The sequence below is a fragment of the Halorubrum rarum genome (assembly GCF_048380895.1).
In the GTDB taxonomy this organism is placed as follows: domain Archaea; phylum Halobacteriota; class Halobacteria; order Halobacteriales; family Haloferacaceae; genus Halorubrum.
Genome location: NZ_JBLWMN010000010.1, coordinates 54,532 through 80,668, shown reverse-complemented (window position 1 = coordinate 80,668; position 26,137 = coordinate 54,532). Strand labels below are relative to the sequence as shown.

At 62.8% G+C, this 26,137-nt stretch carries 22 protein-coding genes, 2 tRNA genes and 2 pseudogenes; 6 read left to right on the top strand and 20 right to left on the bottom strand.

Annotated elements, in window-relative coordinates; all coding sequences use genetic code 11:
- Positions 1 to 90 precede the first annotated feature (90 nt).
- The 15 genes from rpsB to ACNSN7_RS09635 form a co-directional block, all read right to left on the bottom strand.
- Positions 91 to 903, bottom strand: coding sequence for a 30S ribosomal protein S2 (gene rpsB / locus ACNSN7_RS09705; protein WP_418282075.1), 813 nt, complete (start codon positions 901 to 903; stop codon positions 91 to 93).
- Positions 904 to 919: 16 nt separating this feature from the next.
- Positions 920 to 2,122 (bottom strand): phosphopyruvate hydratase, encoded by a 1,203-nt coding sequence (gene eno, locus ACNSN7_RS09700; protein WP_418282074.1) that lies wholly within the window; start codon positions 2,120 to 2,122, stop codon positions 920 to 922.
- A complete protein-coding gene (locus tag ACNSN7_RS09695) occupies positions 2,122 to 2,301 on the bottom strand; it encodes a DNA-directed RNA polymerase subunit K (protein WP_418282073.1) in 180 nt (59 codons plus the stop codon). The genes eno and ACNSN7_RS09695 overlap by 1 nt, the downstream gene beginning before the upstream one ends.
- A gap of 2 nt (positions 2,302 to 2,303) precedes the next feature.
- Complete coding sequence (locus tag ACNSN7_RS09690) at positions 2,304 to 2,498, bottom strand: DNA-directed RNA polymerase subunit N (protein ID WP_418282072.1); 195 nt, start codon at positions 2,496 to 2,498, stop codon at positions 2,304 to 2,306.
- Positions 2,499 to 2,510: 12 nt separating this feature from the next.
- Positions 2,511 to 2,909 carry a 30S ribosomal protein S9 gene (locus ACNSN7_RS09685; protein ID WP_418282071.1) on the bottom strand — a complete coding sequence of 133 codons (399 nt, stop codon included), beginning with the start codon at positions 2,907 to 2,909 and terminating at the stop codon, positions 2,511 to 2,513.
- Positions 2,903 to 3,352 carry a 50S ribosomal protein L13 gene (locus ACNSN7_RS09680; protein ID WP_418282070.1) on the bottom strand — a complete coding sequence of 150 codons (450 nt, stop codon included), beginning with the start codon at positions 3,350 to 3,352 and terminating at the stop codon, positions 2,903 to 2,905. The genes ACNSN7_RS09685 and ACNSN7_RS09680 overlap by 7 nt, the downstream gene beginning before the upstream one ends.
- Positions 3,349 to 3,702, bottom strand: coding sequence for a 50S ribosomal protein L18e (locus ACNSN7_RS09675; RefSeq protein ID WP_418282069.1), 354 nt, complete (start codon positions 3,700 to 3,702; stop codon positions 3,349 to 3,351). Before ACNSN7_RS09675 ends, ACNSN7_RS09680 begins: the two co-directional genes overlap by 4 nt.
- A gap of 39 nt (positions 3,703 to 3,741) precedes the next feature.
- A tRNA-Leu gene (locus ACNSN7_RS09670) sits at positions 3,742 to 3,826 on the bottom strand.
- Between the two features lie 137 nt (positions 3,827 to 3,963).
- Complete coding sequence (locus ACNSN7_RS09665; RefSeq protein ID WP_418282068.1) at positions 3,964 to 4,716, bottom strand: DNA-directed RNA polymerase subunit D; 753 nt, start codon at positions 4,714 to 4,716, stop codon at positions 3,964 to 3,966.
- Position 4,717: 1 nt separating this feature from the next.
- A complete protein-coding gene (locus ACNSN7_RS09660; protein ID WP_418282067.1) occupies positions 4,718 to 5,107 on the bottom strand; it encodes a 30S ribosomal protein S11 in 390 nt (129 codons plus the stop codon).
- Positions 5,108 to 5,113: 6 nt separating this feature from the next.
- On the bottom strand, positions 5,114 to 5,641 hold the full coding sequence (locus tag ACNSN7_RS09655; protein ID WP_418282066.1) for a 30S ribosomal protein S4: 528 nt from the start codon (positions 5,639 to 5,641) through the stop codon (positions 5,114 to 5,116).
- Positions 5,638 to 6,162, bottom strand: coding sequence for a 30S ribosomal protein S13 (locus ACNSN7_RS09650; protein WP_418282065.1), 525 nt, complete (start codon positions 6,160 to 6,162; stop codon positions 5,638 to 5,640). Before ACNSN7_RS09650 ends, ACNSN7_RS09655 begins: the two co-directional genes overlap by 4 nt.
- Positions 6,163 to 6,219: 57 nt before the next feature.
- A tRNA-Ser gene (locus ACNSN7_RS09645) sits at positions 6,220 to 6,305 on the bottom strand.
- Between the two features lie 149 nt (positions 6,306 to 6,454).
- Positions 6,455 to 8,020, bottom strand: a complete 1,566-nt coding sequence (locus tag ACNSN7_RS09640; protein ID WP_418282064.1) for a globin-coupled sensor protein — start codon at positions 8,018 to 8,020, stop codon at positions 6,455 to 6,457.
- A 222-nt stretch (positions 8,021 to 8,242) separates the two neighbouring features.
- The gene (locus ACNSN7_RS09635) at positions 8,243 to 9,466 is read right to left on the bottom strand and encodes a CBS domain-containing protein (RefSeq protein WP_418282063.1); all 1,224 of its coding nucleotides are present in this window, start codon (positions 9,464 to 9,466) and stop codon (positions 8,243 to 8,245) included.
- Between the two features lie 387 nt (positions 9,467 to 9,853).
- Here ACNSN7_RS09635 and ACNSN7_RS09630 point away from each other — a divergent pair, with 387 nt between their 5' ends.
- The 3 genes from ACNSN7_RS09630 (at position 9,854) to ACNSN7_RS09620 (ending at position 16,022) form a co-directional block, all read left to right on the top strand.
- Entirely contained in the window at positions 9,854 to 10,261 is a 408-nt protein-coding gene (locus tag ACNSN7_RS09630) for a DUF2267 domain-containing protein (protein WP_418282062.1), read from the top strand.
- Between the two features lie 215 nt (positions 10,262 to 10,476).
- Complete coding sequence (locus tag ACNSN7_RS09625; RefSeq protein ID WP_418282061.1) at positions 10,477 to 13,068, top strand: PD-(D/E)XK nuclease family protein; 2,592 nt, start codon at positions 10,477 to 10,479, stop codon at positions 13,066 to 13,068.
- Complete coding sequence (locus ACNSN7_RS09620; protein WP_418282060.1) at positions 13,065 to 16,022, top strand: UvrD-helicase domain-containing protein; 2,958 nt, start codon at positions 13,065 to 13,067, stop codon at positions 16,020 to 16,022. The genes ACNSN7_RS09625 and ACNSN7_RS09620 overlap by 4 nt, the downstream gene beginning before the upstream one ends.
- A 115-nt stretch (positions 16,023 to 16,137) precedes the next feature.
- On the opposite strand, the gene ACNSN7_RS09615 is transcribed toward ACNSN7_RS09620, so the two are convergent.
- Together ACNSN7_RS09615 and ACNSN7_RS09610 are read right to left on the bottom strand one after the other, a co-directional pair.
- Complete coding sequence (locus ACNSN7_RS09615; protein ID WP_418282059.1) at positions 16,138 to 16,743, bottom strand: OsmC family protein; 606 nt, start codon at positions 16,741 to 16,743, stop codon at positions 16,138 to 16,140.
- Between the two features lie 217 nt (positions 16,744 to 16,960).
- Positions 16,961 to 17,743 carry a helix-turn-helix transcriptional regulator gene (locus tag ACNSN7_RS09610; RefSeq protein WP_418282058.1) on the bottom strand — a complete coding sequence of 261 codons (783 nt, stop codon included), beginning with the start codon at positions 17,741 to 17,743 and terminating at the stop codon, positions 16,961 to 16,963.
- 187 nt (positions 17,744 to 17,930) lie between these two features.
- On the opposite strand from ACNSN7_RS09610, the pseudogene ACNSN7_RS09605 reads away from it, so the two are divergent.
- The 3 genes and pseudogenes from ACNSN7_RS09605 to ACNSN7_RS09595 form a co-directional block, all read left to right on the top strand.
- Positions 17,931 to 18,203: pseudogene (locus ACNSN7_RS09605) on the top strand (type B DNA-directed DNA polymerase); the annotation flags it as partial.
- A 169-nt stretch (positions 18,204 to 18,372) separates the two neighbouring features.
- A complete protein-coding gene (locus tag ACNSN7_RS09600; protein ID WP_418282057.1) occupies positions 18,373 to 18,594 on the top strand; it encodes a hypothetical protein in 222 nt (73 codons plus the stop codon).
- 696 nt (positions 18,595 to 19,290) lie between these two features.
- Complete coding sequence (locus ACNSN7_RS09595; RefSeq protein WP_418282056.1) at positions 19,291 to 21,135, top strand: PKD domain-containing protein; 1,845 nt, start codon at positions 19,291 to 19,293, stop codon at positions 21,133 to 21,135.
- A 72-nt stretch (positions 21,136 to 21,207) separates the two neighbouring features.
- Here ACNSN7_RS09595 and ACNSN7_RS09590 read toward each other — a convergent pair.
- The 3 genes and pseudogenes from ACNSN7_RS09590 to ACNSN7_RS09580 all read right to left on the bottom strand — a co-directional run.
- A pseudogene (locus ACNSN7_RS09590) lies at positions 21,208 to 21,348 on the bottom strand (RNA-guided endonuclease TnpB family protein); the annotation flags it as partial.
- Complete coding sequence (locus tag ACNSN7_RS09585) at positions 21,344 to 24,925, bottom strand: UvrD-helicase domain-containing protein (RefSeq protein ID WP_418282055.1); 3,582 nt, start codon at positions 24,923 to 24,925, stop codon at positions 21,344 to 21,346. The gene ACNSN7_RS09585 and the pseudogene ACNSN7_RS09590, both read right to left, overlap by 5 nt.
- Positions 24,918 to 25,694, bottom strand: coding sequence for a hypothetical protein (locus ACNSN7_RS09580; protein WP_418282054.1), 777 nt, complete (start codon positions 25,692 to 25,694; stop codon positions 24,918 to 24,920). Before ACNSN7_RS09580 ends, ACNSN7_RS09585 begins: the two co-directional genes overlap by 8 nt.
- Between the last annotated feature and the right edge of the window lie 443 nt (positions 25,695 to 26,137).

Genomic DNA, 26,137 nt, shown 5'->3' with positions numbered 1-26,137 from the left:
CCGCCGAGCGGGGAGACGGCCGAGAAGCGGAACCGACGCCGTCGCTGGTGACCGGTGAGCCGATCGAAAATCGAACGCGAAATCGCCGAGTTACAGCTCGTCCTCGAAGTCGTCGAGCGCGAAGACGGTGTCGGCACCGCGGCGGTCGAGCGTCTCGTTGGCGAGCAGCCAGTAGACGACCGACAGCGCGCGACGGCCCTTGTTGTTCGTCGGGATGACCAGATCGACGTTCGAGAGCTGGTTGTTCGAGTCGCACATCGCGATCACGGGAATTCCGACCGTGATCGCCTCCTTGACGGCCTGTGCGTCGCCGATCGGGTCCGTCACCACGACGACGTCCGGCTCGATGTAGCCGGCGTAGTCGGGGTTCGTCAGCGTCCCCGGGATGAAGCGTCCGGTGCGAGCGCGAGCGCCGATGGCGTCCGCGAACTTCTCGGCCGGGAATCGACCGTACTGCCGCGAGGACGTGACGAGGATCTGCTCGGGGTTGTAGTTCGCGAGGAAGTCCGCAGCCGTACGGATCCGTCGGTCGGTCGTGCTCACGTCGAGCACGTACAGCCCGTCGTCACGGACGCGGTGGATGAAGCGTTCCATGTCCGCCGTCTTCTGTTGGGTCCCGATGTGGACACCCGCGGAGAGGTAGTCCTCGACGGGGATCAGCAGGTCGACGTCGTCATCGGGCATGACGTCGTCGTCGAACGGCGACGTCTCCTCTTCCTCCTCCGCGGCGGCATCGGCCCCGTCGGCCTCGGCGGCCGCATCGTCGGATTCGGCGTCGGCAGCCACGTCGGCCGCGTCGGCGGTCGGTTCCTCGGTCGTGTCGGCCTCCTCCTCGACCGCCGCGTCGACCGCCTCGGTCTCCGCGTCGTCGTCGAGTTCGACCGCGTCGTTGTCTTCACTCATGCGTGATGGTGGCCCGTCATACCGCGTCGTCCGCGATGCGAACCAGTTCGTTCAGCTTGGCAGTTCGCTCGCCGCCGACCGTCCCGGTCTTGATGAACCCGGCGTCGGTCGCCACGGCGAGGTGTGCGATGGTCGTGTCTTCGGTCTCACCGGAGCGATGCGAGATAACCGTCTCGTATCCGTTACGTGCGGCGAGTTCGACCGCGTCGAACGCGTCCGACAGCGTTCCGATCTGGTTCGGCTTGATCAGGATGCTGTTGGCCGCACCGACGTCGATCCCCTCTTGGAGCCGCTCGACGTTGGTGACGAACAGGTCGTCACCGCAGATGAGGGTCCGGTCGCCGACTCGGTCGGTCAGCTCCGCGAACGCCTCGTAGTCGTTCTCGTCGAGCGGGTCCTCGACGTACGCGAGGTCGTACTCCTCGACGAGGTCGGCGACGTAGTCGACCTGTTCATCGGTCGAACGCGTGTCGTCTCCGTACACGTACGCGTCCCGCTCGTCGTCGTACAGCTCCGCGGCCGCCACGTCGAGCCCGAAGCGGACCTCGAAGCCCACCTCCTCCTCGATGCGGTCGACGGCCTCCTCGACGACCTCGAACGCCTCCGCGTCCGAGATCGGTGGAGCCCACGCGCCTTCGTCGCCCTTCGCCGCCGGCACGCCGCGCTCGTCGAGCACGTCTCCGACGGCCGCGTGGACCGCAGCGTTCGCGAAGACGGCCTCCGAGACGCTCGGTGCGCCGACCGGTGCGGCGAGGAACTCCTGAATGTGGGTCGCCTCCTTGGCGTGTTCGCCGCCACCCACGACGTTGCCGAGCGGAATCGGGAAGTTCTCGCCCCGGAACGCGCCGCCGAGGTGCTGATACAGCGGTGCACCGAGCACGTCCGCACCCGCCTTCGCGGTGGCCATCGAGATGGCCACCGCACTGTTGGCACCGATCTCGGAGAAGTCGTCGGTGCCGTCGGCACCGCGGAGCGCGCCGTCGACCTCGCGCTGGTCGCCCGCGAACAGTCCTTCGAGACGAGGTACCGCACGGTCGCGGGCCGCAGCGATCGACTCGGTCGCGGGGAGTTCGATCGCCTCGAACTCGCCGGTCGATGCTCCGCTGGGCGCTGCCGCACGCCCGAAGCCCCCGGACTCCGTGAGCACGTCGGCCTCGACGGTGGGGTTCCCACGGGAGTCGAGGATCCGACGCAGCGAAACGGACGTGATTCGGGTCATTAGTTGGTGTCCCTCCTGACGGTGAACGGAAGCGCGCCCGCGTCGTACTCCTCCGCGGCGACGAGGATCGGCTCCGTCTGGTTCGTCTCGATCAGCACGGGTGCACCGTACGACACCTGTAACGCCCGTGCGCCGAGGATTCGAGCTTTCTCGTATCGGTTGTAGCGCTGTCCTGACATGGTCACTGGTACGGGGAGACGACGTCGACGAGATCGCGGTGCGACACCATCATCCGCCGGCAGCAGTGGCGGTCCACGCCGAGGTCGTCGAGGACCGCTCCGGGGTCCTCGTCGCCGTCCTTGGCGCGCGCTTTGAACTCCTCCCAGTGTTCACCAACGACGTTGCCGCACGTGAAACACCGGACGGGAATCATCATAGCGTGACCACCTCAGCGGTACGACTTCTGGTAACGGGCACGCGCGCCGGGTCCGCCCCACTTCTTGGGTTCGGACTGGCGAACGTCGTTGACCAGCAGTGTGCGGTCGAAGCTCATGTACGCGTCACGCAACTCGGCGTCGCCGAGGTGCTGAACGAGGCCGCGGGCGATGGCGGTGCGGGCCGCGTCGGCCTGTCCGCTGAACCCGCCACCCTCCACGTCGACGTCGATATCGACGCCGTCACGGAGGTCGTCGCCGGCGATGCGGAACGGCTCCAGCATCTTGAGACGTGCCTGTTCCGGTTCGACCAGCTCGACTGGCTGGGAGTTGATGCGAACGCGACCCTCGCCGTCACGCACGGTGGCGCGGGCGACGGCCGTCTTCTTCTTGCCTGAGGTGTTAGTTACCATGTGACGTTAGCTCCCAGAGACTCGGAGATCTCCCCGAGCGTCGTGAACTTGATGTTCGAGAGTCGGTCGAGCGACGTTCCCTCTATGACGACGGAGTCGACCTCGTCGTCGCGCTCGTAGGGGTTGCCCACGTACACGCGAACGTTCGAGAACGCCTCGCGTCCGTCCTCCGTCTTGTACGGCAGCATACCACGGATCGCGCGCTTGAAGATGCGATCCGGGCGCTTCGGGTAGTACGGGCCGCTGTCTGAGCCAAGGTTCGCACGAGTGTGATACGTCTCCATCGTGTCCTCCTCGTTACCCGTGATGACCGCGCGCTCGGCGTTGACGACGGCGATCGTCTCGCCGGCGAGCGCCTTCTGGGCGACCTCCGATGAGACGCGGCCGAGGATGCAGTCGCGAGCGTCGACGACGACGTCCGCGTCGATCTTTGCGAGGCTCATCGGATCACCCGTACGTTGCTCCCTTCGGGGTTCTGTTCAACGAACTGTTCGAGCGTCACCGCCTCGCCTGCCTGGTCGATCTTCGTGCGGGCCGTTCCCGAGAAATCGACGGCGGCGACGGTGACGTTCTTTTCGAGCACACCGCTGCCCAGCACCTTGCCGGGGACGACGACCGTCTCGTCTTCCTGAGCGTACCGCTCGATGCGACCCAGGTTGACCTCAGCGTGCGTGCGCCGTGGCTTTTCGAGTCGATCCGCGACGTCCTGCCAGATGTTGGCACCGGAGTCGCGCGAGACCGACTTCAGCTCGGCGATGAGGTTCTGTAGTTTCGGATTCGTTTTGCTACTCATAGCTGTCCCTCCTGTGTGGAGAGTTCCTGAAAAACGGAGTGCAGGGAGCAGGATTTGAACCTGCGGACCTCTACAGGACAGCGCCCTGAACGCTGCGCCGTTGGCCTGACTTGGCTATCCCTGCGTGCACTCCTTCGTAATCCGGCTCCCTTCAAACCACTTTCGGTCCCGCCGTCCAACCGAATCGTTCGGGTCGACACGTCGCCGTCGCTGGCGACGGGTGCGGACGTCGGGTGGTGGGTTCGAAGGGTGGACATTACGCTATACCGCGACCTTCGTTCGCAGTTCGTCCGCGCGCTCCTCGATGGAGTCGATCGCGCGGAGCAGCAGTTCTTCGACCGTAAAGGAGCCGTCAGTCTCGATGTGGAAGACGAACGCGCCGGGGACGTCCTCGACGCTCACCTCCTTTCCGGGGTACTTCTTCGAGAGGTCGTTGTCGAACTCGTCGGTGACAACGATCTCGCCGTCGGGCGTCTCGACCACGCCACGGAGGATCCGCGGGTCGTCGTCGTCGAACTCGCCGAGGTCGCCCTCGACGGTGACGCGCTGGAGGTGTCGGTAGCCGACGGAGACGCCGCCCTGATGTTTGGCGTGCTCCTTTCCGGTGTCTAGCACCGCTTCGGCCTCGAACTCCAGCCGTTGTCCCTCCTTCAGCTCGATGATCGGAACGTTGTGGTCGGCCGGCCCGACGAGCGGCTCGGCGCTTTCGATGTCGCCCGAGTACGCCGTCGCCGGTCCCTCGACGTCGAGTGCGAGGGTGACTTCGTCACCGATCTCGAACTCGTCGACCGGCGTCGTCAGGGGAATCAGCCCCAGACGGAGACCGATCATCTCGTCGAACATCACCGACGAGTTCTCGACGAACCGGACGGTGTCGATCGAGAACGTGGGAACGTCCGCGATCATCGCACGGCGGATACCGTTGGCGAACGCGGGCGTCAGTCCGCGGATCAACACCCGGGCACTCCGGTCGTCTCGTTCGACGTACTGGACGTCGAAATCGGCGTCAGTCATGTTAGACTCGCTTGTTCTTCGGTGCCTTCGTCCCGTCGTGCGGGATGGGCGTGACGTCCTCGATACGTCCGATCTCGATGCCGGCACGGGAGAGCGCGCGGATCGTCGCCTGCGCGCCCGGGCCGGTGGACTTGTTGAGGTTGCCGCCGGGGCCGCGCACGCGAACGTGAACGCCCTCCAGGCCGGCTTCCTTGACTCGCTCCGCGACGACCTCCGCCATCTGCATGGCGGCGTACGGCGACGCCTCGTCGCGGTTCTGTTTCACCACGGTTCCGCCGGACGACTTCGCGACCGTCTCGGCACCCGTCTCGTCGGTGACCGTGATGAGCGTGTTGTTGAACGATGCGTACACGTGGGCGATTCCCCACTTTCCGTCCTCTGATTGGCTCATTGTTGGTTACTCCTGTGACTCCGCGCGCTCGGGGTGAAGATCGTCCGCGAGCGGGCTCGTCTCGTCGAAGGCGATGGCGCCCTCGTCGGTCACGTCGACTTTCACGGACGGGCGCGTAACGCGTGCGCCGTCGACCGTGATGTGTCCGTGAACGATGAACTGACGTGCCTGCTGGGTCGAGGACGCGAACCCCTGCCGATACGCGACCGTCTGGAGACGGCGCTCGAGCAGGTCGGTGACGTCCAGCGACAGCACTGCAGAGATGTCGTCGTTGTCGCCGAGGATCCCGATGCGACGGAGTCGTGCGACGAACTCCGCGCCGGCCTCGCCGGCGACGTCGACGTCACCCTGCGCCTCGCCGAGGAGGCGTCGTGCCTCGCGGCGCATGCTGCGCAGTTCGGACTGAGCGCGCCAGAACTCCTCTTTGTTCTTCAAGCCGTACCGCGAGAGGAGATCGGACTCCTCGGCGATGCGCTCGCCCTGGTACGGATGGTTCGGCGTCTCGTAGCCCTTGGTGTTCTTTCCGGTGCTCATTCGTCGTCATCCTCCGCTTCCTCTTCGGCCATCTCCTCGCGGATCTCCTCGACGTTGACGCCGATGGTGCCCTCGGTACGTCCCGTGGACTTGGTGCGCTGTCCGCGAACCTTCTGACCGCGCTTGTGACGGACGCCTTTGTACGATTCGATCTGCTTCATCCGGTTGATGTCGTGACGAGTCTTCTCGTTGACGTCCGTGCCGACGAGGTGAGTCGTCTCTCCGCTGAAGAAGTCGTTCTGTCGGTTCGTCATCCACGACGGGACGTGGTCCTCGAGGTTCTCGACGACGTCGACGACGGTTTGGATGTCGTCCTCGTCGAGCAGCCCGAACGTGGCCGTGCGGTCCACGTCGGCTTCCTCGGCGACCAGCCGCGCCATGCGCGTGCCGATGCCGTTGAGTTCAGACAGGCTTCGCTCGACCGTCTTCGTCCCGTCGAGGTCCGCGCCCCCGATCCGAACGAAGTACTGGAGGTCTTCCTCCTCCTCCGGCGAGCCGTCCTGTGATTCTTCCGTGCTCATGTGTTGGTTGGTGTGAGTCCTACCGGAGCGAATCCGGTGGTACTCGGTCCGTTCGAGCGTTACGGCGGGGATTCGAACCCCGGAGGCAGTGACGCCACAGAGTTAGCAACCCTGCGCCTTGGGCCAGACTTGGCTACCGTAACCCGCGTTGTATCATCGCCCTCTCGGACTCGGGACCCGACGCCCCTGCAGTTCGTGCGTTCGGATCAACCGCGCTTCGCTACTTAAACATCACGAAAGTCGCGGCCGGCTGTGGCCATGTCACACGGCAGGGAGGCCGTGCCACACGGGTTCAATCGTGAGTGAGTGACGCCGACGTGTCGTCGAACAACTGCTGGAGAGTGCGCTGTATCTCGTTGACGGATTCGGCCTGTCGCTCGTTCGAGGCGACCACGTCCCGTACCTCGTCTCGGACCTCCTCCGCTTGGTCGGTCGCTTCCGCGAGGATGCTCGCGACCTCCTCCGTGCTGGCCGCCTGGTCGTCGGCGGCATTGGCGACCTCCGCGATCCCCTCGGAGGTTTCCGAAACGGCGTCGACGATGTCGTCGAGGTTGCCCATCGCGGATTCGACGCGATCGACACCGTCGTCGATCCGGGTGGTCGCCTCGGTGAGGCTCTCGACGGTAGCCCCCGTTTCCTCCTGTATCTCGTCGATCATCTCCTCGATCCGACTCGCTTGTTCCTGTGAGTCCTCCGCCAACTTCTTGACCTCGTCGGCGACGACTGCGAATCCGGATCCGGCCTCCCCTGCTCGTGCCGCTTCGATGGACGCGTTCAGCGCGAGCAGGTTCGTCTGATCCGCGATGTCGTTGATCACTGCAACGATCTCATCGATCTGTTCGATTCGGTCGTCGAGCCGTTCGACGTCGTCGCTCGCGTCGTCGGCCGCGGTTTTGACCTCCTCGATCACGGTCACCGCATCCGTCGCTTCGGCGTGTCCCTCCTCAGCGAGCCGTTCCGCTCGCTTACTCGTTTCCTCGACCTCTTCGGCCGTCGACGCCACCTCTTCGACGGTCGCGCTGAGGTTTGCGACCTCGTCGCTCACTTCCTGCATTCCGGTCGTTTGATCGACCACGATATCGGATACTTCCTGGCTACTTCGGGCGATCTCCGAGGACATCTCCCGGAGTTCAGTGACGGATCCCTGGATCTCCTCGGCGATCGACTGCTGTCGATCGAGTTCCGTTTCGATCTGCTCGCTGTACGAGTTGATGTACGTGTCCATCGCCACCTGCTGATCGAGCGTCATCAGTTTCACCACTGAGAGGAACCGATCGAGGGCGTCGTCGACCGCCGTCTCGACGGCCGTCTCAACTGCCGACCGTACCTGGTCGTCGACCGAGTCGGCGTCACCGCTCGGAGCCGACGCCGACTCGGCGGGACGGACGGACTCGATCGCCGCGGACTTCGCCTCGCTCGCGATCAGATCGGCGGTGCGTTGGTAGTAGACGGTGTAGGCACCGAGATAGATCTTCGGGCCGAGATCCAACATGTCGTGGATCTTTCCGATGCGGGCACGCCGACCGAAGTAGTCGCCGCCGTACTCCCCCCGTCCGAGGTCCTTGAGGTACTCCGTCTGACTCCGCTTGAGTGCATCCACCGGCTTGCTGGAGGAGTCCATGATCGCCACGGTCTGGGAGTACGACTGCAGATGGTCGTAGAACTCGTCCACGATGTCGTCGGCGTGTTCCTCGAGGAGCGGTGCCATCGCTTCGAGGTTGTCGACGTCTCCCTCGGTGAACTGCGTGAAGTCCTTGCGCCAGTTGATCTCTCCCGGGTCGATACCGAGATCCGTTATCAGCTGCTGTCCGTCAACCCGACTTCGATCGGTGTCGCTGATCGCCACGTCCTGAGCCATGATGGGTGTCATTGGAATCTGATGTATAACTCTATCCGACAGATTATCAGATATAGTATCTCCAGTGGATCTCGTCTCCTAATTCTCCATGTGCTCCGATCCCCTCGTCTCCGAGTTCGTTTTGTGATTCGGAAGTGAAACGAACTCGCCGCGCAAAACGGTCTCGCGCGTCGACGGTCGGCGTCCGTCATGCTCGCCGCCGCCGGATCGGTTCCGACCCGGTCAGGCGTCTCCTTCGAGCATCCACCCGAAGCGCTTCTCCCAGAACTCCTCGCTCCGGGGTTTCTTGCTTCGCCCGTACGTCTTTTTATCACGTATCTGCCGCTCGAGCACGTCCCGTGCCTCGTTGAGCGCGTGGCTCGCGCCGTACCCCTCTCCCGAAGCGAGGTACAGACCTCGGTCCGTGTGGAGTCGGATCCGGGCGAGCAGCAGCGGCGTTCCCCGAAGCTTCTCGTCGTGTTCGTGGAGGTGGACCTTCGCGTCGAGGACGCTCATGCTGTGGTCCCTGTCGTCGAACTTCTCGATCATCGCCACGATCTCGTCGTACTGCACGTCATCGAGGAGATCGGATCCGTACACTTGGACGGCCCGGTTCCCGCCGGCCTCCCACGTCAACGAGTCGAGGATGTCCGTCTTCGTGATGATCCCGTCCGGGACGCCGTCCTCCGTCACGACCAGCGACGACCCGCCGATCTCGAACAGCGCCGCGACGGCGTCCTCGAGCGTCCGTTCGGGCGAGATCGTCCGCACCGGCGAGACCATGGCGTCGCGAACGGGGAGGTCGAGGATCCGTGCCATCTCGCCCTCTCGAGCGCCGAACCCTCCGCGGCGCGTCCGGCCGCCGCTGACGGTCGCCTCGCCCTCTCCCGTCGGCGTGTCGCCGACGTCACCGCCTTGGCTCCGGTCCGTATCGCGGACGGTGAGATCCGTCACGTCGTAGAGGCTCACGATGCCGACCGCGGCGTCGTCCTCGATGACCGGGATGTGTGTGATCCGGTTTTCGCGGAACAGATTGATCGCTTCACCGACCGTCGACTGCGGTCGAACCGCGACGAGATCGGTCGTGTACGCCTCCTCGACGGTGGCCGCGTCGAGGTACGGTTTGACCTCTTCGAGGATGTCGTCGGCGGTAACGACCCCGACGAGCTCGTCGTCCTCGAACACGGGAAGCAGCTGTGACCCCCCGTCGATCATGAGCCGAGCGACTTTGCGGACGTCCTCGTCGGGAGTGAGCCGAGGGACGTGCCACACGACCGAATCGAGCTTCTCGTTCGGCTGATGGTGTGAACTCGCGAGCTGTCGTCTCGTGACCACCCCCTCGAACTCGTCGCCGTGCACGACGACTCCGACGACGGATGGGTCATCGAACGTTCCTGCAAGCTTCGAGACCCGCGTGTCCGGGGGGAACTCCGTGTACTCCGTTGAAACGATGTCCGTGATGTCCATGTTCTAGTTTCGTTATCGCGCCGATTTGGTCACCCTTTGCTACCGCTCGCTGACGCCGTCCACGTTCGTTTCTTTGTTAAGCAGTACCAAGAACCCTCCGGCGGTTCCCGATCCCCGGAAACGGTGGGACTGCTCCGGGATCGAGGTTCGGATCGAAGCCACCGGAACGGACTCAATGGACCGTTGAGCGCCGACGAGAGCACCTCGAAACGAGGTGGACTCGATCACGTTCGTGGCTGGCGATCCATCTCAGCGACCGTGGCGGGTATCCACGGGCGGACGTGACCCCGTTTCGCGGTCGGGTGCGTGATCGATCGAACTGTCACCCCTTTTCACGCGATGAGAAAGATCACTACAATTGACATTCTATCGGGACGAACCGTCCGTATGAACTTCGATGAGTTCACCGGTCAGGCACAGCATCGGCTCGGGATGCCCGGCACCGGCGAGACACTGCGAGCGATACGGGCGACGCTCATGACGCTCGGCCAGCGCATCCCCGAAGGCAACGCCGAGGACCTCGCGGCGTCGCTTCCCATCGAGATCAAGTGGTATCTCACCGGGGCCGTCCACGACCACGGGCAGCGGTTCGACTGGCAGGAGTTCGTCGGTCGAGTGAGCGATATCGAGGGGACCGATCCGGCGGACGCTGCCTACCACGCTCGGGTCGTCATCGATCTCGTCCACGAGCAGGTCCCCGAATCGGACTTCCAGCAGCTACGAGACATGCTTCCGGAAGGCGAGGACGCCGAAAACTGGCGGAAACTGTTCGAGGTCGTCGACGCCGACGAGTAGAACCGATCGGCGTCGTCGCGTGATCCGCGACCCTCTCCAGTACCATCCCGAAGCACTCAGCCAGTACCATCCCGAAGCACTCAGCCAGTACCATCCCGAAGCACTCAGCCAGTTCAGTCAGTGGGGAACCGACGGCGGGAGCTTGATCGCCCTGAGCCGGACCAAGCAACATCGAGACGGACAACGTTGAAGTTCCCGCCCCACCCCCTTTCGCTGTGACACTACGCACAGCACGGTCGGTCGACGAGGTGCACGGGTCGGTTGCCGACGCCGACCTCGTCGTGACGGCGGACGGGCCGCTCTCGCTCGCGCTGGACAACCGGATCCGGACACCGCGACTCGGCAGGCTGGCCGTGACCCCGCGCAGCCACGCGAGCGGCGAGATGGTGCCGGAAGACGATCGCGATCTCTTCGTCCGATTCCTCGCGGAGACCGACCTGTCGTGGAAGGAGGCGGTCCGCACACTCGACTTATGTGTCGCCTGCTGGAGCGCGACGGGCGAACACGACCGCATCCTGTCGTACCCGGAGTTCGACACGCACTCGTTCCGCGAGACCGTCGACTTCCTCGCCGAGGCGGACAGCAGCTACGCCGCCGTCTCGGACGGATCGCTCCCGGAGACCCTCGACGTGCGGGTGGTCGACGAGGCGCAGTTGACGGACCTCGACCGAAGCTACCTCCCCGCGGAGTACGAGACGGTCTCGTCGGTGCGCGAGGAGCCTACGTCGCTTCCCCCCGTCCACGTCTACCGGTCCGCCACGGCGATCGTCGAAACCGTTCTCGACGCGATCGACGCCGAGAACGCCGGCGACGTCGGGGTGGTGGTCCCGTCCGGAAGCATGTACGCCTCGCTGATAGAGGCCGGACTCGACGCGCGGGACGTCCCGACACGAGGCGAGACGGGATTGGTCGACAACCCCGACGTCCGTGCGTTCTGCCGGCTCGTCGAGTCGACGTTCGCGGGATCCTCCCTGCGCGTCGCCGACCTGCGGCCGCTGCTGGCTTCCGTCGGCGTCTCCGTCCCGCGCTCGCTCGACGAGCAGCGTGTCGACGGAGTCGACCCGGCGAAACTCGGCGGCTACGTCGAGTTTCGTGACGCAGCCGTGGGCGGGACGTTCCGCGACGTCCTGCTCGCGTTCGAGGACGTCGCCGGCGAGTATCCGACGCGTCTCCGGGAGGAGTTCGCCACGCTCGGCGTCCTCGAGGCACCGGTCTCACGCGAGCGGTTCGCGTCGTTCCGCTACTACCTCGAGACCTTCGACGTTCCCGGCGAGGGCACGGACGACGACGGCGTCCTCCTCACGGATGCGACGGCGACGGCGTACGTCGACCGATCGACCGTGTTCTATCTCGGACTCGGTCCCGAGTGGGCGCGCTCGCCACCGGACTACCCGTGGGTGGACGGCGAGGAGTTCCTCGAACGGGAGCTCCGTCGGTTCGAGCGACTCCTCGGGAACGGGGAGGAGCGGTACGTCCTCGTGCAGGAGGCACACGCGGGCGACGAGGTGCAGCCGTGCGTCTACCTGCGGGAGATCCTCGACGAGCCGTTCGACTCCTTTCGGGACCTCGACCACGTCGTACACCACGGCGTTTCGGAGTCGGACGGAACCCGACCGTTCGACGCTCCCGACGGCTCGATCGTGGACGTCGAGCCGGAGGAGACGGTGAGTCAGTCGCACCTCAACTCGCTGGTTAACTCGCCGCGGGACGCCTACTTCGATAGACTGGTTCGGACGCCGACGTCGCTCCCGATGGCCCGCGGACGAGTCCTCCACGAGGCGGCGGAGATCCACGTCGCCGACCCGACGATCATCCCGGCGCACCGTGAGGAGGTGCTCGACGCGATGTGTGATCTGCTAGACCCGTATGTGGAGAACGCGCAGCGCCCGGTCCAACGAACCGCGCTCGCGGTGGGACTGGACGCCCTCCTCGAGACGCTCGACGACGATCCGCCCGATTCGGCGACGTACGAAACGTACGAGGCTCGCGAGCGGGAGAACGACCTCGCCGATGTCCTCGGCGTCGACGCGGACTCCGAGTTGACCGAGCGCTGGTTCGAGTCGCCCGATCTCGGCGTCCGTGGGTTCGTCGACCTGCTGGCGGACCCGACGTCGGTCGTCGACTACAAAACGGGGTCGAAGAAGAACGCGGGCGATCACCTCTCGGCGGCGGCGATGGACCCGGTCGCCGACGAGCCGGACTTCCAGGCGCTCGTCTACCTCGCGAAACATCGCGAGGAACGACCCGACGAGCGCCTGGAGCTCCGGTTCGTCTATCTGATGGACGGAGACCACGTCGACGCTGCGGTCGCCGGCGACCCGCCTGCGCCCGAAGACCGAGTGACGACGCTCACCTACGTCCCCGCGACGTTCGACGAGTTCGTCGCCGAGCGCGACACCTTCGAGGCGGTTACCGACTACGCCGACTCCAACCCTCGGGTGAAGGCGCTCTCCAAGCTCGGATACGAGGCGTACCGCGAGTTCTTCGAGTCACACGAACTGCCGCGCGAGGGGGAACACCCCGAACGCAGAGAGCGCATCACCGAGGCGTTCATCGCGTACACGAAGGAACGCGTCGGCCCGTACAACTACGTCGAGGACGGTTGTGAGGCAGTCGTCGGCGACCTCGCTGACGCTCCCGACGGGTACGTACTGCGCTCCGACCTCGACGCGCTGGAGGCGTTCGTCGCCGACCGGCTCGACGACCTGAACGAGTACCGCCGGAGCCGGTTCCCCGTCGCCTTCCGCGCGGACGGACCGACGTGGAACCGCGTCGACCACCGCGACCTGATCCTCACCGACCGATGACGGACGTCACGCCGAACCCGAAACAGGAGGAACTGATCGAGAACACCGAGGGGACCTACGTCGTCGACGCCGGGGCCGGCACCGGCAAGACGTTCGCGATCACTCGGCGGTACGCTCGGATCCTCGAGCGGGACGGGGTCGAGCCCGAGGACGTCCTGCTCGTGACGTTCACCCGGAACGCCGCCGGGGAGATGGCCGACAGGATCGCACAGCGGTCGCCGTACGATCCCGTCCAGCTACAGGACGCGCCGATCAACACGTTCCACGGCCACTGCTTCCAGCTCCTCACGCGATACGGCCACGAGACGCCGACGCTGCTCGGCATCGACGACCGGATCCCCGAGTCGATGGATCTCGTGGAAGACTCCGTCAGAGAGGCGTCCGAGTTCCGAACGTTCGTCGGCGACTTCGCGGACCGTCACCCCGAGTACGACGAGTTCCTCGCCGCGATACGAGACCCTGTAGCGCTCCGGTCGCTCGTCGCCGAGCTCGCGGCGAAGGGCGTCGTTCCAACGGCCGACGGCTGGTACCGCGGCAGCGACGAGCCACTTCGTGGAGACCGCGACGCTTTCTTCGAGCTGTTCGATCGGGCGAACGAGCCGAACGAAGGGGCCTACGGTCCGAACAACTCGGATACACTGTCCGGAGTCGGGTCGTGGGACGAGACCGGCTACGCGCCAGACGCACCCTCCCCCGACGAGGTCGTCGACGGGAAGCAGCTTCGCCGGGACGTCGTCGCTCGCGCCTTCGACGAGGACCGAGATCGCCTGTTCGCCTTCGTCCACGACGTCTACATCGAGTACGTCCGGTACGCCCTGCAGCACAACTACCTCACCCAGGGGCTGATGCTGGTGCTGGCGTTCGTCATGCTCTGTGATGACCCGACGGTCCGACGGACGGTCAGACACGAGTACGTGATGGTCGATGAGTTTCAGGACACCAACGAGCTCCAGTTCAAGCTCACCTTGCTGCTCGCGGGAACGAACAACGTCTGCGTGGTCGGCGACTGGAAGCAGTCGATCTACGGGTTCCAGTACACCAGCGTCGACAACATCCTCGAGTTCGAAGCGCGGATCGACTCCTACCGGGCGGCGCTGAACCGGGACGTGACGCGGATTCCCTACTCGGTGGACGACGTTCGACGTATCACGCTGGAGACGAACTACCGATCGACCGAGTCGATCCTCGAGTTCGCGCCGCGGGCGCTGCGGACGCCGGCGACCAACAGTGACTCCGTCGACCTCGACCGAGCGGTGAAGCCGCTCGATCCGCATCTCTCCGTCGACAACTCGCGGATCGAGGCGTACACGCCCGCGACGGACGGGATAGGCGAGACGGACGGCGCTGCCTCGGAGAACGGCGAGACGGACGACCCGGACGAGTTGGACCTCGTTCTCGATCGGCTCCAGTGTATCGTCGGGAACGACGAGTACGCCGTCGAGCGCCACGACGAGCCCGCGCCCACGCCGGAGATGACCGAGACGGAGCGCGCCGCCGCCGAACGGGAGCGACTGGACGCGCCGGAGTACGAGGACGTGGCGGTGTTCACCCGGACCCGTTCGTTCGCCCGTGATCTCATCGAGCGCGCGGCGGCGTACGACGTTCCGCTCGCCTACGAGGGCGGAGTCGAGCTGTTCGACACCGATCAGGCGAAGCTCCTTCTCGCATGGCTTCGGATATGCGAGTCCGACGCCCGGCGGGGATGGGCGGTCGTGCTGGAGGAGGCCGGATACACGCTTCCCGGCGCGAAGGCGATACTCGACGATAAGCTGTTCCCCGAGCCGATGCTCCGATTTCGGGATCGCCTGCAGGAGACGGAGACGGTCGGATCGTTCGCCCGCACCGTTTTCGACGCGTACGGCGACGAGGGGCCCTTCGCCGACGCGCTCCTCTCGGAGATCGCCGCCGTCACCGACGACACGCTCGCGACGCGAAGCGAGGCGATCACGGCCATCGAGTCGAATCTGGCGGCGGGGACGACGGTCGAGGTGGACACCAATCCCGGCGGGAACTCCGCCACGCTCCAGACGATCCACGGGGCGAAAGGACTGGAGTACCCCATCGTCGTCCTCGCGAACGTCAACTCCCGTGCGTTCCCCTCGTTCGGTCGCCCGGGACGCGGGAACGTACAGTTCGACGACATGCTGGGGATCCGCACCCGTCGCGTCTACGGCGAGCCCGACGGGCACCCTTACGTCTACGACGACTGGCGGTACGACCTACTGAACGGGAGTCTCCCGAGCGAGTACGACGAGGAGCGCCGCCTCCTGTACGTCGCGATCACGCGGGCGAAGCGCCACCTGCTGTTCACCGCCGGTGAGCGCCCGAGCGACTTCTTCACCACCCTGTTTGCGGACCCGACGCCGGTTACCCCTGTCGTGGAGCACGTACAGCGCGGTTCGGAGACGGTGGACTCGCTCGACGTTCGCGTCCCGAACCATCAGTCACCGCGTCGTCTCAGCGTCCACGACCTGATGGACGACGCCGTCTTCGAGGCGGTCGAGGGGGGACGAGGTCCCGCGTTCGGGACGCGAGTCCACGACTTCGCGGAGGCGTACGCGGACGGGGAGCGCGTGACGCCGTCGAACCCCGACGAACGGAACGTCCGGGCGTTTCTGAACGCGCTCGACGGCGAACTGCGCACGGAGATCGACGCCTTCCTTCCGGTCGCGTTCGAGTCGAGAAACGAGGAGGATCGGGTGATCGTCGTCGGAATCGTCGACCTGCTCGTCGTGACGGACGACCGGGTCCGGATAGTCGACTACAAAACGGATCTCGGGCGGCACGCCGAGTCCGAGTACCGAACGCAACTGAGCGTGTACTACCACGTCGTCTCGGCGGTGTACCCGGAGCGTGACGTCACGACCGAGGTGTTCTACACCGCCGACGGTGAGCGGGTGACAGTGGAGCCGCTGTCGAGGGGAGAGGTTCGGAACGTGGTTTCCCGGTCGTGACGTCTCGAAGACGAGCACAGGCTCATAACCGGACCACGGTCGAAATCGGAGGACGATGAAGGGAGAACGTGCTCCGGCTGGGATCCGAACCCAGCTCATTGTCGTGAGAAAGAGATTAATCGTCGCTCGCCAACTCAGCGGGCGTGTTGATGGTCATATCGGCGTCCTGAGCGAGTGAGACGAGCGTGTAGACGGGTGCTCGCCGTGCCCATTCGTCGATCAAGTCCTGATCGAGATCCGTGCCGTCGATCTCGATCTCGACGGTGAGGTTCTCGTAGACCGAGTCGGCCGCTTTGAGCTCTTTGAGGCTGAAGAGGACCGCCGGATCGAAATCGGTCCGGACGCGCGTCTGGAGGTGGTCGATCTCCACATCGTTTGCAGCGGCGTTGATGCTAATTCCGACGTTGATACAGGCGGCCAGCGCCGACAGAGCCGCTTCTATCGGTTCAAGCCGGTCGGTCGGTCCCATCCATCCGCCGGCATCCAACACTTCCCTCCAAGCGCCGTAGGGGATCGTGTACTCGCGCGTGTCACGGGCGATCGTGTCGCCACCGAGTTCGTAGCTGTCGATTTTCGCCAGGCTGTGTGCGGCCGTTCCCTCGTAGGTCGCGGATGCCCCGAGGCCAAGCTGAACGGCTTCAGGATCCTTGGCCGCGTGTGCAGCGAATCCTTCGAGTGTTTCGAGGTCGATACCGTGCGATAGTTTTCGTTCGTCAGTCATGTGTGTCGCCTCTCGGCAAGACGGAGTACGAACCCAATCGAATAGTAGCTAATCCGTGAAAATTCGGCAGCCTTAGCCGTTCTTGCATCCATTGCAGACGAATCAACGAGTGGGATCTCGCGCCCATTGCGTCCGACCATATCTCGGTCGTCACTACGCCTCACGCCCCGACGAAAAGCGAACGGAACGTACGGGGTCAACTCGTGGTATATAACTGCTACTCGATGCTTCGTCGCGGTTCAACCTGGCGTGCACCCGGCCTGTGGGCCTCGTAAACGGACTGGGCCCACTCGCGGACCGCTGGCGCCTCGGTGTCGATCAATGCGTGTACCGTTCCGCAATCCCGTTCGTAACAACTGATCGTAACGCATCCGTCAAGCAGACCGATCCCGTATGGAGGGAGGTTGTCGTGGGCTAGAACCGTGAAATTGTCCCGTTGTATCATCTCCACGCTGCGGTCCGGGTATGTCGAAAGGAAGTACGTGTGACACTCCGGTCGGTCGATCAGCGTCATCTCTACGCCCTCACCGATCAGTTGGTGGAGCAGATCGAAACAGAGATCCATCAGCGCTACTTCTGGACGGAGAAACCGTACGGTGGTCGTCTCCCGGAGTAGCGACTTGAAGCGCCCCACCGGGCGATACGGAGCATCGGGATCGGCGACGGTTATTGTCAGTTCCGACCACGTCTCGAACGGAAACTCGCCGATCTCGCCAGGGAGCCAGCGCCAGACGTCACGCAACGTTCGCTCAGTTTCGACACGTTCGATCAGCGCCGTCATTCCGGATGCGATAGCCTCTCCCAGTCGTGTCGCCACGTACTGGTACCCGTCTTTGCGGATCCAGAGCCGGCCGTCGAATTCGTCCAGTGTCCGGCGCATTGTGGACGAGGAAACTCCGGTCAATTCGCAGAGTTCAGAGCGGCTCCGGGGACGCTCAGTCAGCGCGACGAGCGTCGTGACGCGATGTTCGGACCGCGCGAGATACGCGATGTCTCCCATCGGCGAGTCTCCATTATATTGTTTCACGTTACCACCCACCAATGATGAGGGAACGATAGTAGACCTCAAAACGGTTATGTCCGCTTACGTGCCATTTGATATCGGTTTGCCGAGGTGCTGTTGAATCTCGACACACGCGGTGCAGCGAGCCGCCTTGGGGTCTTCCTCCGAAGCGGTTCACGTCTCTCCCGGTGTCGACGTCGACATCACGACACTTCAGTCGGGTTACGGCCACAGCCGGACACGGTCGCGACCGAGATGGCGGCGCGACGCCTTGGCTTTCGCTGGGACGCTGAACCTGACCTCACCGTCGACGCGGGGAATATCGATCGAGTCACACCGCTGGCCCGGCAGGCATGGCAGCGTTTCCGCATCTCCAGTTGGTGACCTCACCGGCTTCACTGTCGATTTCTCGCGAGAGTTCCGCTACTGTCTGGCGGCCGGGATCGCTCCGACGCCGACTTGCTTCGGTGATCGCGGCGAAGGCTGGGGTCCCTACCGAGGTCACGAGGCCGTCGTCGGACACGAACGATTGAGTGCCGACGAGTCGTTCGAATCGGTCGATACAGACGAGGTATTCGCCCACATCTCTACGAACCGTTTTCTGTAGACGTCCCCTTAGCACAGGTATGTCCACAACTGTCGCAACACCCGATGCGGACGAACTGTGCGCGTACTGTGAGTCACGTATCTTCGCCCACGATCCAATCTGTGTCCGTGACTGTGACGACAATTGTGGGTCGCCCGACTACTTCTGTAACTTTGCGTGTCTTTCCGCATACATCGAAGAGAACAGTCTTACGACGGGCAATGCGTGTGCATGGAACCCCGACGAAAGCAACTGTTGCTAATTGGATGTGCCGTTAGGAATGCTCGGGGCATCTACCGAAGTGTGAACGAGTTACGGAGAATCAAGGAGAAAGCCCCGTGCTTTAGCGCGGGGGTGAGTCCGACAATCTCCTTCAACAACCACGACCACCGCTCCGGTCGGATGTTTTAAGTAATCGATTGCCGTACTAATAGTTAGCCGAGGCGGCCTGCCCGCCCACTTAATCGGACAATATCGGGATTCCCTGATTCCACACAGAAAGCACCCCTTTTTGATGTGGAACTCGGGGTGCAGTCAGCAAAAGTATCTCCGAATCCCATGCCGGGATAGGAGTAACGGCTGGTTGGCACAGCCAGTAGCCGCCTTCCAAGGCCGCTACAAACCGTAACCATCCCAACCCAGCGGTGCAGTGCCGTGGGAATCCTCGCGCTTCAGTGCGGGGAGGATGTCAAACACAGAGTAGACTGCTGACTACACCCTCTGTATTTCACAGGGTGTTCTTGACAAACACCGGCAGTCCAACAAACCAGCCGGTCTGTGAGTCCGCTGTACTGACCGCCACGAGCGACATGCATCGCCTACAGAGGATTTCAACAGAGCCGTTGCTTGGAACGATGCTCAATTCGGTGTCATTCACTATTCTATCACGTCATTTGTTAAGTTGTGAGAATTTCAACATACCCAACCTATTAGAACGTGGTATCATACGAGTACACAGATGCCGTGGAATACGAGACGGAACATGTTGCGCACAGTAGGGGGATTGGGCGGACTTGGCGTGGGGGCGAGCGTCCTATCGGCACCGTCGGCAGCCGACAGCCCTAGCGGGACTGTTGTGATAGAGCCGCAGGACACTGACGGTGAGACGCTTGAGATCACTGAACTCCGGACGAACGCTGACGCCGAATTACAGTTAGAAGATCCACCGACGGACAACATCTATCTTCAACAGGATATCTCGGCCGGAACCGATGAGGAAAATATGACTGTTGAGTTAGACCAACCGATCGATGAATCAACTGAAATAGAAGCTTGGTTGTGGACAAGAGGGGATAGAGATATGATCGCCGTCGATAGTGCGTTCATTTCTCACGAAGACGATCCTGATTACATGGGAATTACCTATGTCGAACCGGAGCCTGACTCCGGATTCAATTACCCGTACTATATCTATAATCCACCGGGAAATGCTGATGGAGATGTGCCACTACTCGTCGAGTCGAACAACACTGGTACGGCGACGGACGACTTCGAGCAGCATCGGGACAGAGCACTTCACTTACTCCAACATGGTGATTCAAACGACATCAGCGAGGAACTCAATGTCCCGCTTCTTGTCCCTGTATTCCCCCGTCCACGGACGACTCCTGTAGACGGAATGCACTACATCCATGCGTTGGATCGAGAAACGCTCGGAATCTCGGGCGGTGATCTCGAACGAGTCGATCTGCAGTTATTGAACATGGTTGAGCACGCGAAAGAAGAAATTCTCGCTGATTCTCCGTACTCGTTTAGTGATCAGATCATGTTGAACGGGTTTTCGGCGTCAGGGAATTTCGTCGATCGATTCACCTTCTTGCACCCGGAAAAAGTTCTCTCAGTGACTGCTGGAGGGTTGAACGGCATGGCGTTACTTCCACTCGAAGAACTCGACGGGCAAACCCTCGATTTCCATGTTGGGATCGCCGACATTGACGAATTCATCGGAACCTCTGTCGATTTAGATGCGGTGAACGAGGTGAATCAGTATCTGTACATGGGTGCGGATGACTCGAACGATACAATCCCGTACGACGACGCGTGGACGGAAGACGAGTTACGCCAGATCGCTCTCGACGTGTACGGCGATGACATGATCACCGAGCGATTCCCACGTTGCCAAGAGGCCTACCAGAACGCAGGAATTACTGCGCAGTTTGCCATCTACGACGATCTCGGCCATTCGACACGAGGGATCACCGACGATCTGGTAGCGTTTCATCGACGCAGTCTCGCTGGCGAGGATGTAGCTGACTTTGGAGAGACGATCGTTTCCGAGGCTGCGTTTGACGTTTCCCCTGAAAACCCGGAATCAGGAGACGACGTGGTCTTCGATGCGTCCGCTTCACAAGCAGGAGTTAGTGAGATCATCGCATACACGTGGGAGTTCGGTGATGGACATACGGCGACAGGCGAGACTGTCGAACACACGTTCGAATCTGAAGCCGTATTCGACGTTACTATAACGGTGATCAGCGATGCCGGGAACCGGTACGAGGCTACGAAGTCGATCCCTGTTGGTACAGACGAACCTACTAGTTCCGTTGATGAGGCCGATGAACCAGAGACGGATGATAGCACCTCCGACGAGGGTGAATCTGAGGAGGATAGTGACACCTCCGACGAGAGTAACGAATCTGATGGCGGATCTGAAACCGATGACGGATCTGAGCATCAAGATACACCAACTGCAGACGACACATCAGAGGAATCAGTCCCAGGGTTCGGCGTGGGAGCAGCAGTTGCCAGTCTTGGAGGGACAGCGTACATGTTAAGTAAGCGAATGAGCAAAGAGACTGAGTAAGCGAATGAGGAGAGAGACTAAGTAAGCTACCATACCCTGAAGGGCGTGGCATTCAGCGTCGACTCTCGTTCTCCCTCGAAGAGGGGGAGGCAAACACTCGCCGTTCACGTTCAACGTCCCGCTGTTCAAGCGCACACCTACGAGTGCGCCTCCCCCACCAGGCTTTCGCTTATTTCGGAGATATTGCAGACCGATGTTCTTCGCCGCATTATGTTATAAGGCGTTGTAACCGCGTCTCAATGATTCCGGGAGGCCACGAAGATGTGATCGTTTCCGTCTCCACTCCGAATGTCTCAATGGTCCCATGCACGGACGTGTCAGCATCGTTCACCTGTTCAGCGAGATGTACGTACGCTGCGATCTGTAGTGCATAGCGTCGACGTGTCTCCACAGTCGGTTCGGCTAACGCGATTTTCACGTCCGTCAGAACACGGCCTCGGTTCGGGTACTCAATCACGAAATCCGCCTGCCCGTGGAGCTCGAACTCGATCCCACCCAGTTCGACCAGTCCGTCGATGGGCTGTTCGACGCAGATCTCTGTTCGCGGGTCCTCAATTCGTTCCCAGAGTTCCGAGTTCAAGAAGTCAGCGAGGACGCGCTCGAAGAACTCGTACATGGCTTCGCGCTCGGAACGACCTGCTTCTGGCACGGTACTGGCGACGACGTCGTCGAACACCCTTCGAACCGCCGAATCCGCCGAATCCGCCGAATCCGCCGAATCCGCCGCGTGTAACGACCGTTTTGAGATCTCCCGAGCGACGAGTTCTGTGAGCACAGCGTGCATGGTGCTCCCGACCGCCTCAGGCCCCAGGTGATCGAACGGGAGCGGGAGGTCGTCGGACACGTCGTTCGTGTCGGTGTGAAGCGACTCACCGAGGAGATGCGCGATGGCGTACTCGTCCGGGTCCTCCGTCAACGGATACATCGTGGAGGGGTTCAGGAATCGCGGTACCCACCGTTCAAGTTCGGTGCGGCGTGGTGGTCGAGTAGCAGCGGCTGTGTGACCGGGTTTCGATGGGGCCGAGAGCCGTGTTGCGAACAGGTCGACGTCGTTGACACCGATTTCGATACCGTCCGTGTTCGGGTCCGAGCCGTCGAGTTCCACCGTGTACGAGTCCGTGCCCCACTGACCGAAATCGAGACCGTCGCGGATGGTATCTAGCCACCGATCGCGGAGATGGTCGTTGTCGGCATATGAGAGGGGTAAGGGCACGATCAGGTGGTCTCTGGCGCGAGTCACGGCCACGTACAGTAATCGCCATACCTCTGCCCGTTCGTTCGCGACGACACGACGAAGCCGCTGAGGGCCGACGAGCGCGTCGCGCTCCGCAGATTCGCAGACCGTATCGCGCCAGCGGGTCGTCGCCCAGCGAAGCCCGGTATCACGGTTCCAGCCACCTGGTGGCTCGTATAGTCCCCCATCAAACGGAGGAAGGGGGATGTCGCTCGGAACGTCCGTGTTCGTCGGTGGTGCGAGCCCCGCAATCGACCCTTGCGTGATGAATCGTTGTGCCTGAGGTCCCAGCGACCACACGTCGAATCCGGGGTCGGCGATGGCGACGACGTCGTCCTGGTCGCCTTTTGCCCCGTGAACGGTCCGGAACTCGACGTCGTGCTCGCTGGCCGTCGTACTCGGCTGCGACGGCCCCTCCTCGGGATTCTCACGGAACGGTTCGACGAGGTCAACCAACTCGCCAGGTACGTACCGCGTCTCTCCCTCCCACTCGGCGATTGTCTCGACAAGCGCATCGAGGTTTGCGACTCGTTGGGCGGGATCGACGCCGGCGGCGAGCCCACTCGGATCTGCCCGTAGTGAGAGCGACTCGATGATCTCTTCCACGTACACGCTGGCCGGCTGCCGATGAAACACGTCACGTCGATCACGAAGGCGGCGAAGCCCGCCTAGCACGTGCCGCTGGTCCGCCGGCGTGCTGTCCACGTCGTCGAGCGGGTGATCGAGGTCCCACTCGCGAGGTTCGAACGTACTCGTGTCGACATCGTTTCCCAGTTCGGATTCCGTGAGAAGCGTCCTCGTTCGTTCCGGGGAGCCAGGTTCTTGCAGCCAGTCGCAGACGGCGAAAACCGTGTCGACCGCAGGACAGGCGAACAGCCCCTCGGTCGCGGTGTGTACTCGGAGCCCTTCGGCAGCGAACGCGCGCTCGTACTCCGGCATCCGTGTTCCCCGCCGGAACAGCACCGTGACGCTCAGCGGGGAACCGTTTTCGTCACAGAACGTTCCGTCGGCAAGCCCTTTTGCGATGTGAGTCGCTAGCTTGTCTGCCTCGCCCGCACCCTCATCGGGAGACGCCCATGTTTCGGAACCCGGCTGACCGATGCCGGTGAACGCGGAGACGTGAACGGCAGGGTTCTCGTCGCCGTCGCGGGCTGCATGCAACTGCGGATAGGTGACATCGAGGTCGCCGATGTCTCCGCGAGCGGGATCGGTCAACATCGGTTCGGCGATCGCGTTGATGCCCGCAGCAACGTCGGGAACACAACGGTAGGTGGTCGTTGCAGTCCGATTTTCGTGCGTATTCCAGTTGACGCCGAGGTACTCCCCGTGGGTGGTCGCGGCGTCGAACCACGTCGGATCCGCGTGTCGCCACAGATAGATCCCCTGCCGAACGTCACCGCAGGCGAACACTCGTGAATCGCCCGTTACGACGTGTGCAAGCGCGGCGTGCTGAACGGCGGAGACGTCCTGTGCCTCGTCGATGATCAAACTACGAATCCGTGATTGATACGTCCGTAAGACGCGGTCCCGCTCCGTGTCATCGACCTCACAAAGCGGCTCTGGGACCCGAGATCGATCACCCGACTCATCGAAGTACGCATCGATGAGATACGCGACATCCGTGTGGGAGACGACGCCATATTCCCGGACCACGTCTTGGTAGACCGTTCGATAGGCCGATAAAACCGTACAGAAGTCGTCGATCCGATCGGACCACGCGTCGTACAGCTCGCGGTCGGCATCAAGTAGCCGCTCCCGATCGGAGTCGGTCACTCCATCTCTGATGCGGTCTCCGACACCGACGTCGCCGTCGTCCCGACTACCGTTGACGAATCGCTCGACGGACTGCGCGATATCCTCGAACGATGCGGGTTTGCCGTCGGGATACGTCGCCTCACGGGTCCGTTCCAGCTCCGAGCGAAACTCCGCAGTCGAGAGGCGCTGATCGCGGCAGAACGCGACCGCGGCTTCGAGCATCTCGGCGACACTATCCGCATACGTTCCACCCGGATACGCGGCTTCGAGATCGCGGAGTCGTCGTTCGTGGTCTGAATCACCTTGAAGAGCCTCGTAACAGTCTCGATGAACTCGGTACAACAGCGCGTCATTCCCAACCGAGGGCATCTCCGCAAAGCCCGTGTCGTGAGCGATCTCCCGTAGGATACCACGAAGGAGACTGTCGACGGTTCCAACGTAGGGAGCCTGACGTGTACGCTGCAAGAGATACTGCAGTTCTTCGTCGGTGATCTCGGACGCGACGGGGACGAGGTCGTGTTCGACGATGGTTCGCAGTCGATCACATACCTCCGGGACGATATCGGCGGCCTCGTCCCGGTTGAACGAGATCACCGCGACGTGTTGTTCCGGCGTCGGATCGCCGGCGACGTATCTGCGGAGGATGTCCTCGGCGGCGATATGATGCGCGACGACCGATTTCCCGGCACCCGGAACGCAGTTCAGCGTGAAGAGCCCGGTCTCGTAGTCGAAATATGCAGCCCTAATCGCCTGCTGTGCGCCCTTCAGAACGAGGGGGCCGTCGTCACCAACGTCACTCATCGTGGTCCTCCGAATCTTCGGTGAGGTACTCCCGGATTTCGGGGGGAAGTTCTCGGTCGGTTCCGACGAGCCGGTTTCTCCCCGGTTCGGAGACCTGCTCGGTGTCGAGGTAGTCAAGCAGCGGGGATTGCGGGATCTCTCCACCGTCAGTGGTCCGCGTGTGCCGCATCACGACCGCACACCGGCTTGCAGCACGGAGCGTGCCCACGAACTGGTCGCGGTCGCGACCGCCCGCCCACGCAGGCTGTGGCGCGAGAAGCCGTGACTGGCCGTCACCCCGGAGGATCGCTTCTCGAAACTCCGGTGGGAGGACGGACTCCGGTGGTCGCGGCCACCCATCGGCGGTCAGCCCCAGTGCGATTACGTACGGAACGTCGAGCGCCCAGACGTCGTTTGCTTCCAACACGTCCACCGCACGCGCGTTCGAGTGTTCTCTGCGACCCGGTCGCTGTGTGGCGATTACGCGGGCCAGATCGGCGACGTCATCCCACGACCGTTCGACCGTTCCCTCTTCGAGCCGATCCGCGTATTTATTTGGCAGCTGTTCAACGAGCGTCCGAACGCGCACGACTGCCCGAGCGTCAGTCTCCGTGTCGAGCAGTGCCGGCGAGTCTGCAGCCTTTGTCTCCGGAACTCCGTGCTCAGCATATCCCTCAATGACATCGCTGAGCAGTTCCCTCACGAGCTCTGGACCCGGGTCGGGAGCAGTATCTACCCAGTCCACATACTGGCAAATTCGGTCGTCCACGCCACCGGAAGCGTCGATCACGTCTCTCCACTCGGTGGTCGTCCGTGATTCTCGTGGAAGCCGCCTCACCGTTCGAGACACAGTCACAGGCTCAATCGGCCACGTCTCGGACACGTCCTCGTTCGGCGACCATCCCAGTTCGAGCGGGCGAAGCAGCGTATCGAGTGCGACGGGCGACTCAGAGAGCGTTTCACAGACGGCTTCAACGAGTGCGTATGGTCGCGTCCGAGTCACTCGGAGTTGCGTCCAAAAGACTGGCGTGAGTCCGTATTGGATGGCCGCTCGGAACAACGGTTCTTCGTAGGAGTCGAGGTCACGGACCACAACGACCACGTCACGGATCGTGACGTCGTGGTCACGCAACGCGGCCACGACTGCCATCGCGCTCCTCGCTTCCTCTCGCTTCGTCGATGACACGATCTCGACCGTCGGAACGTCAGGGGGGTCGATCGGTCGTGTGAGTG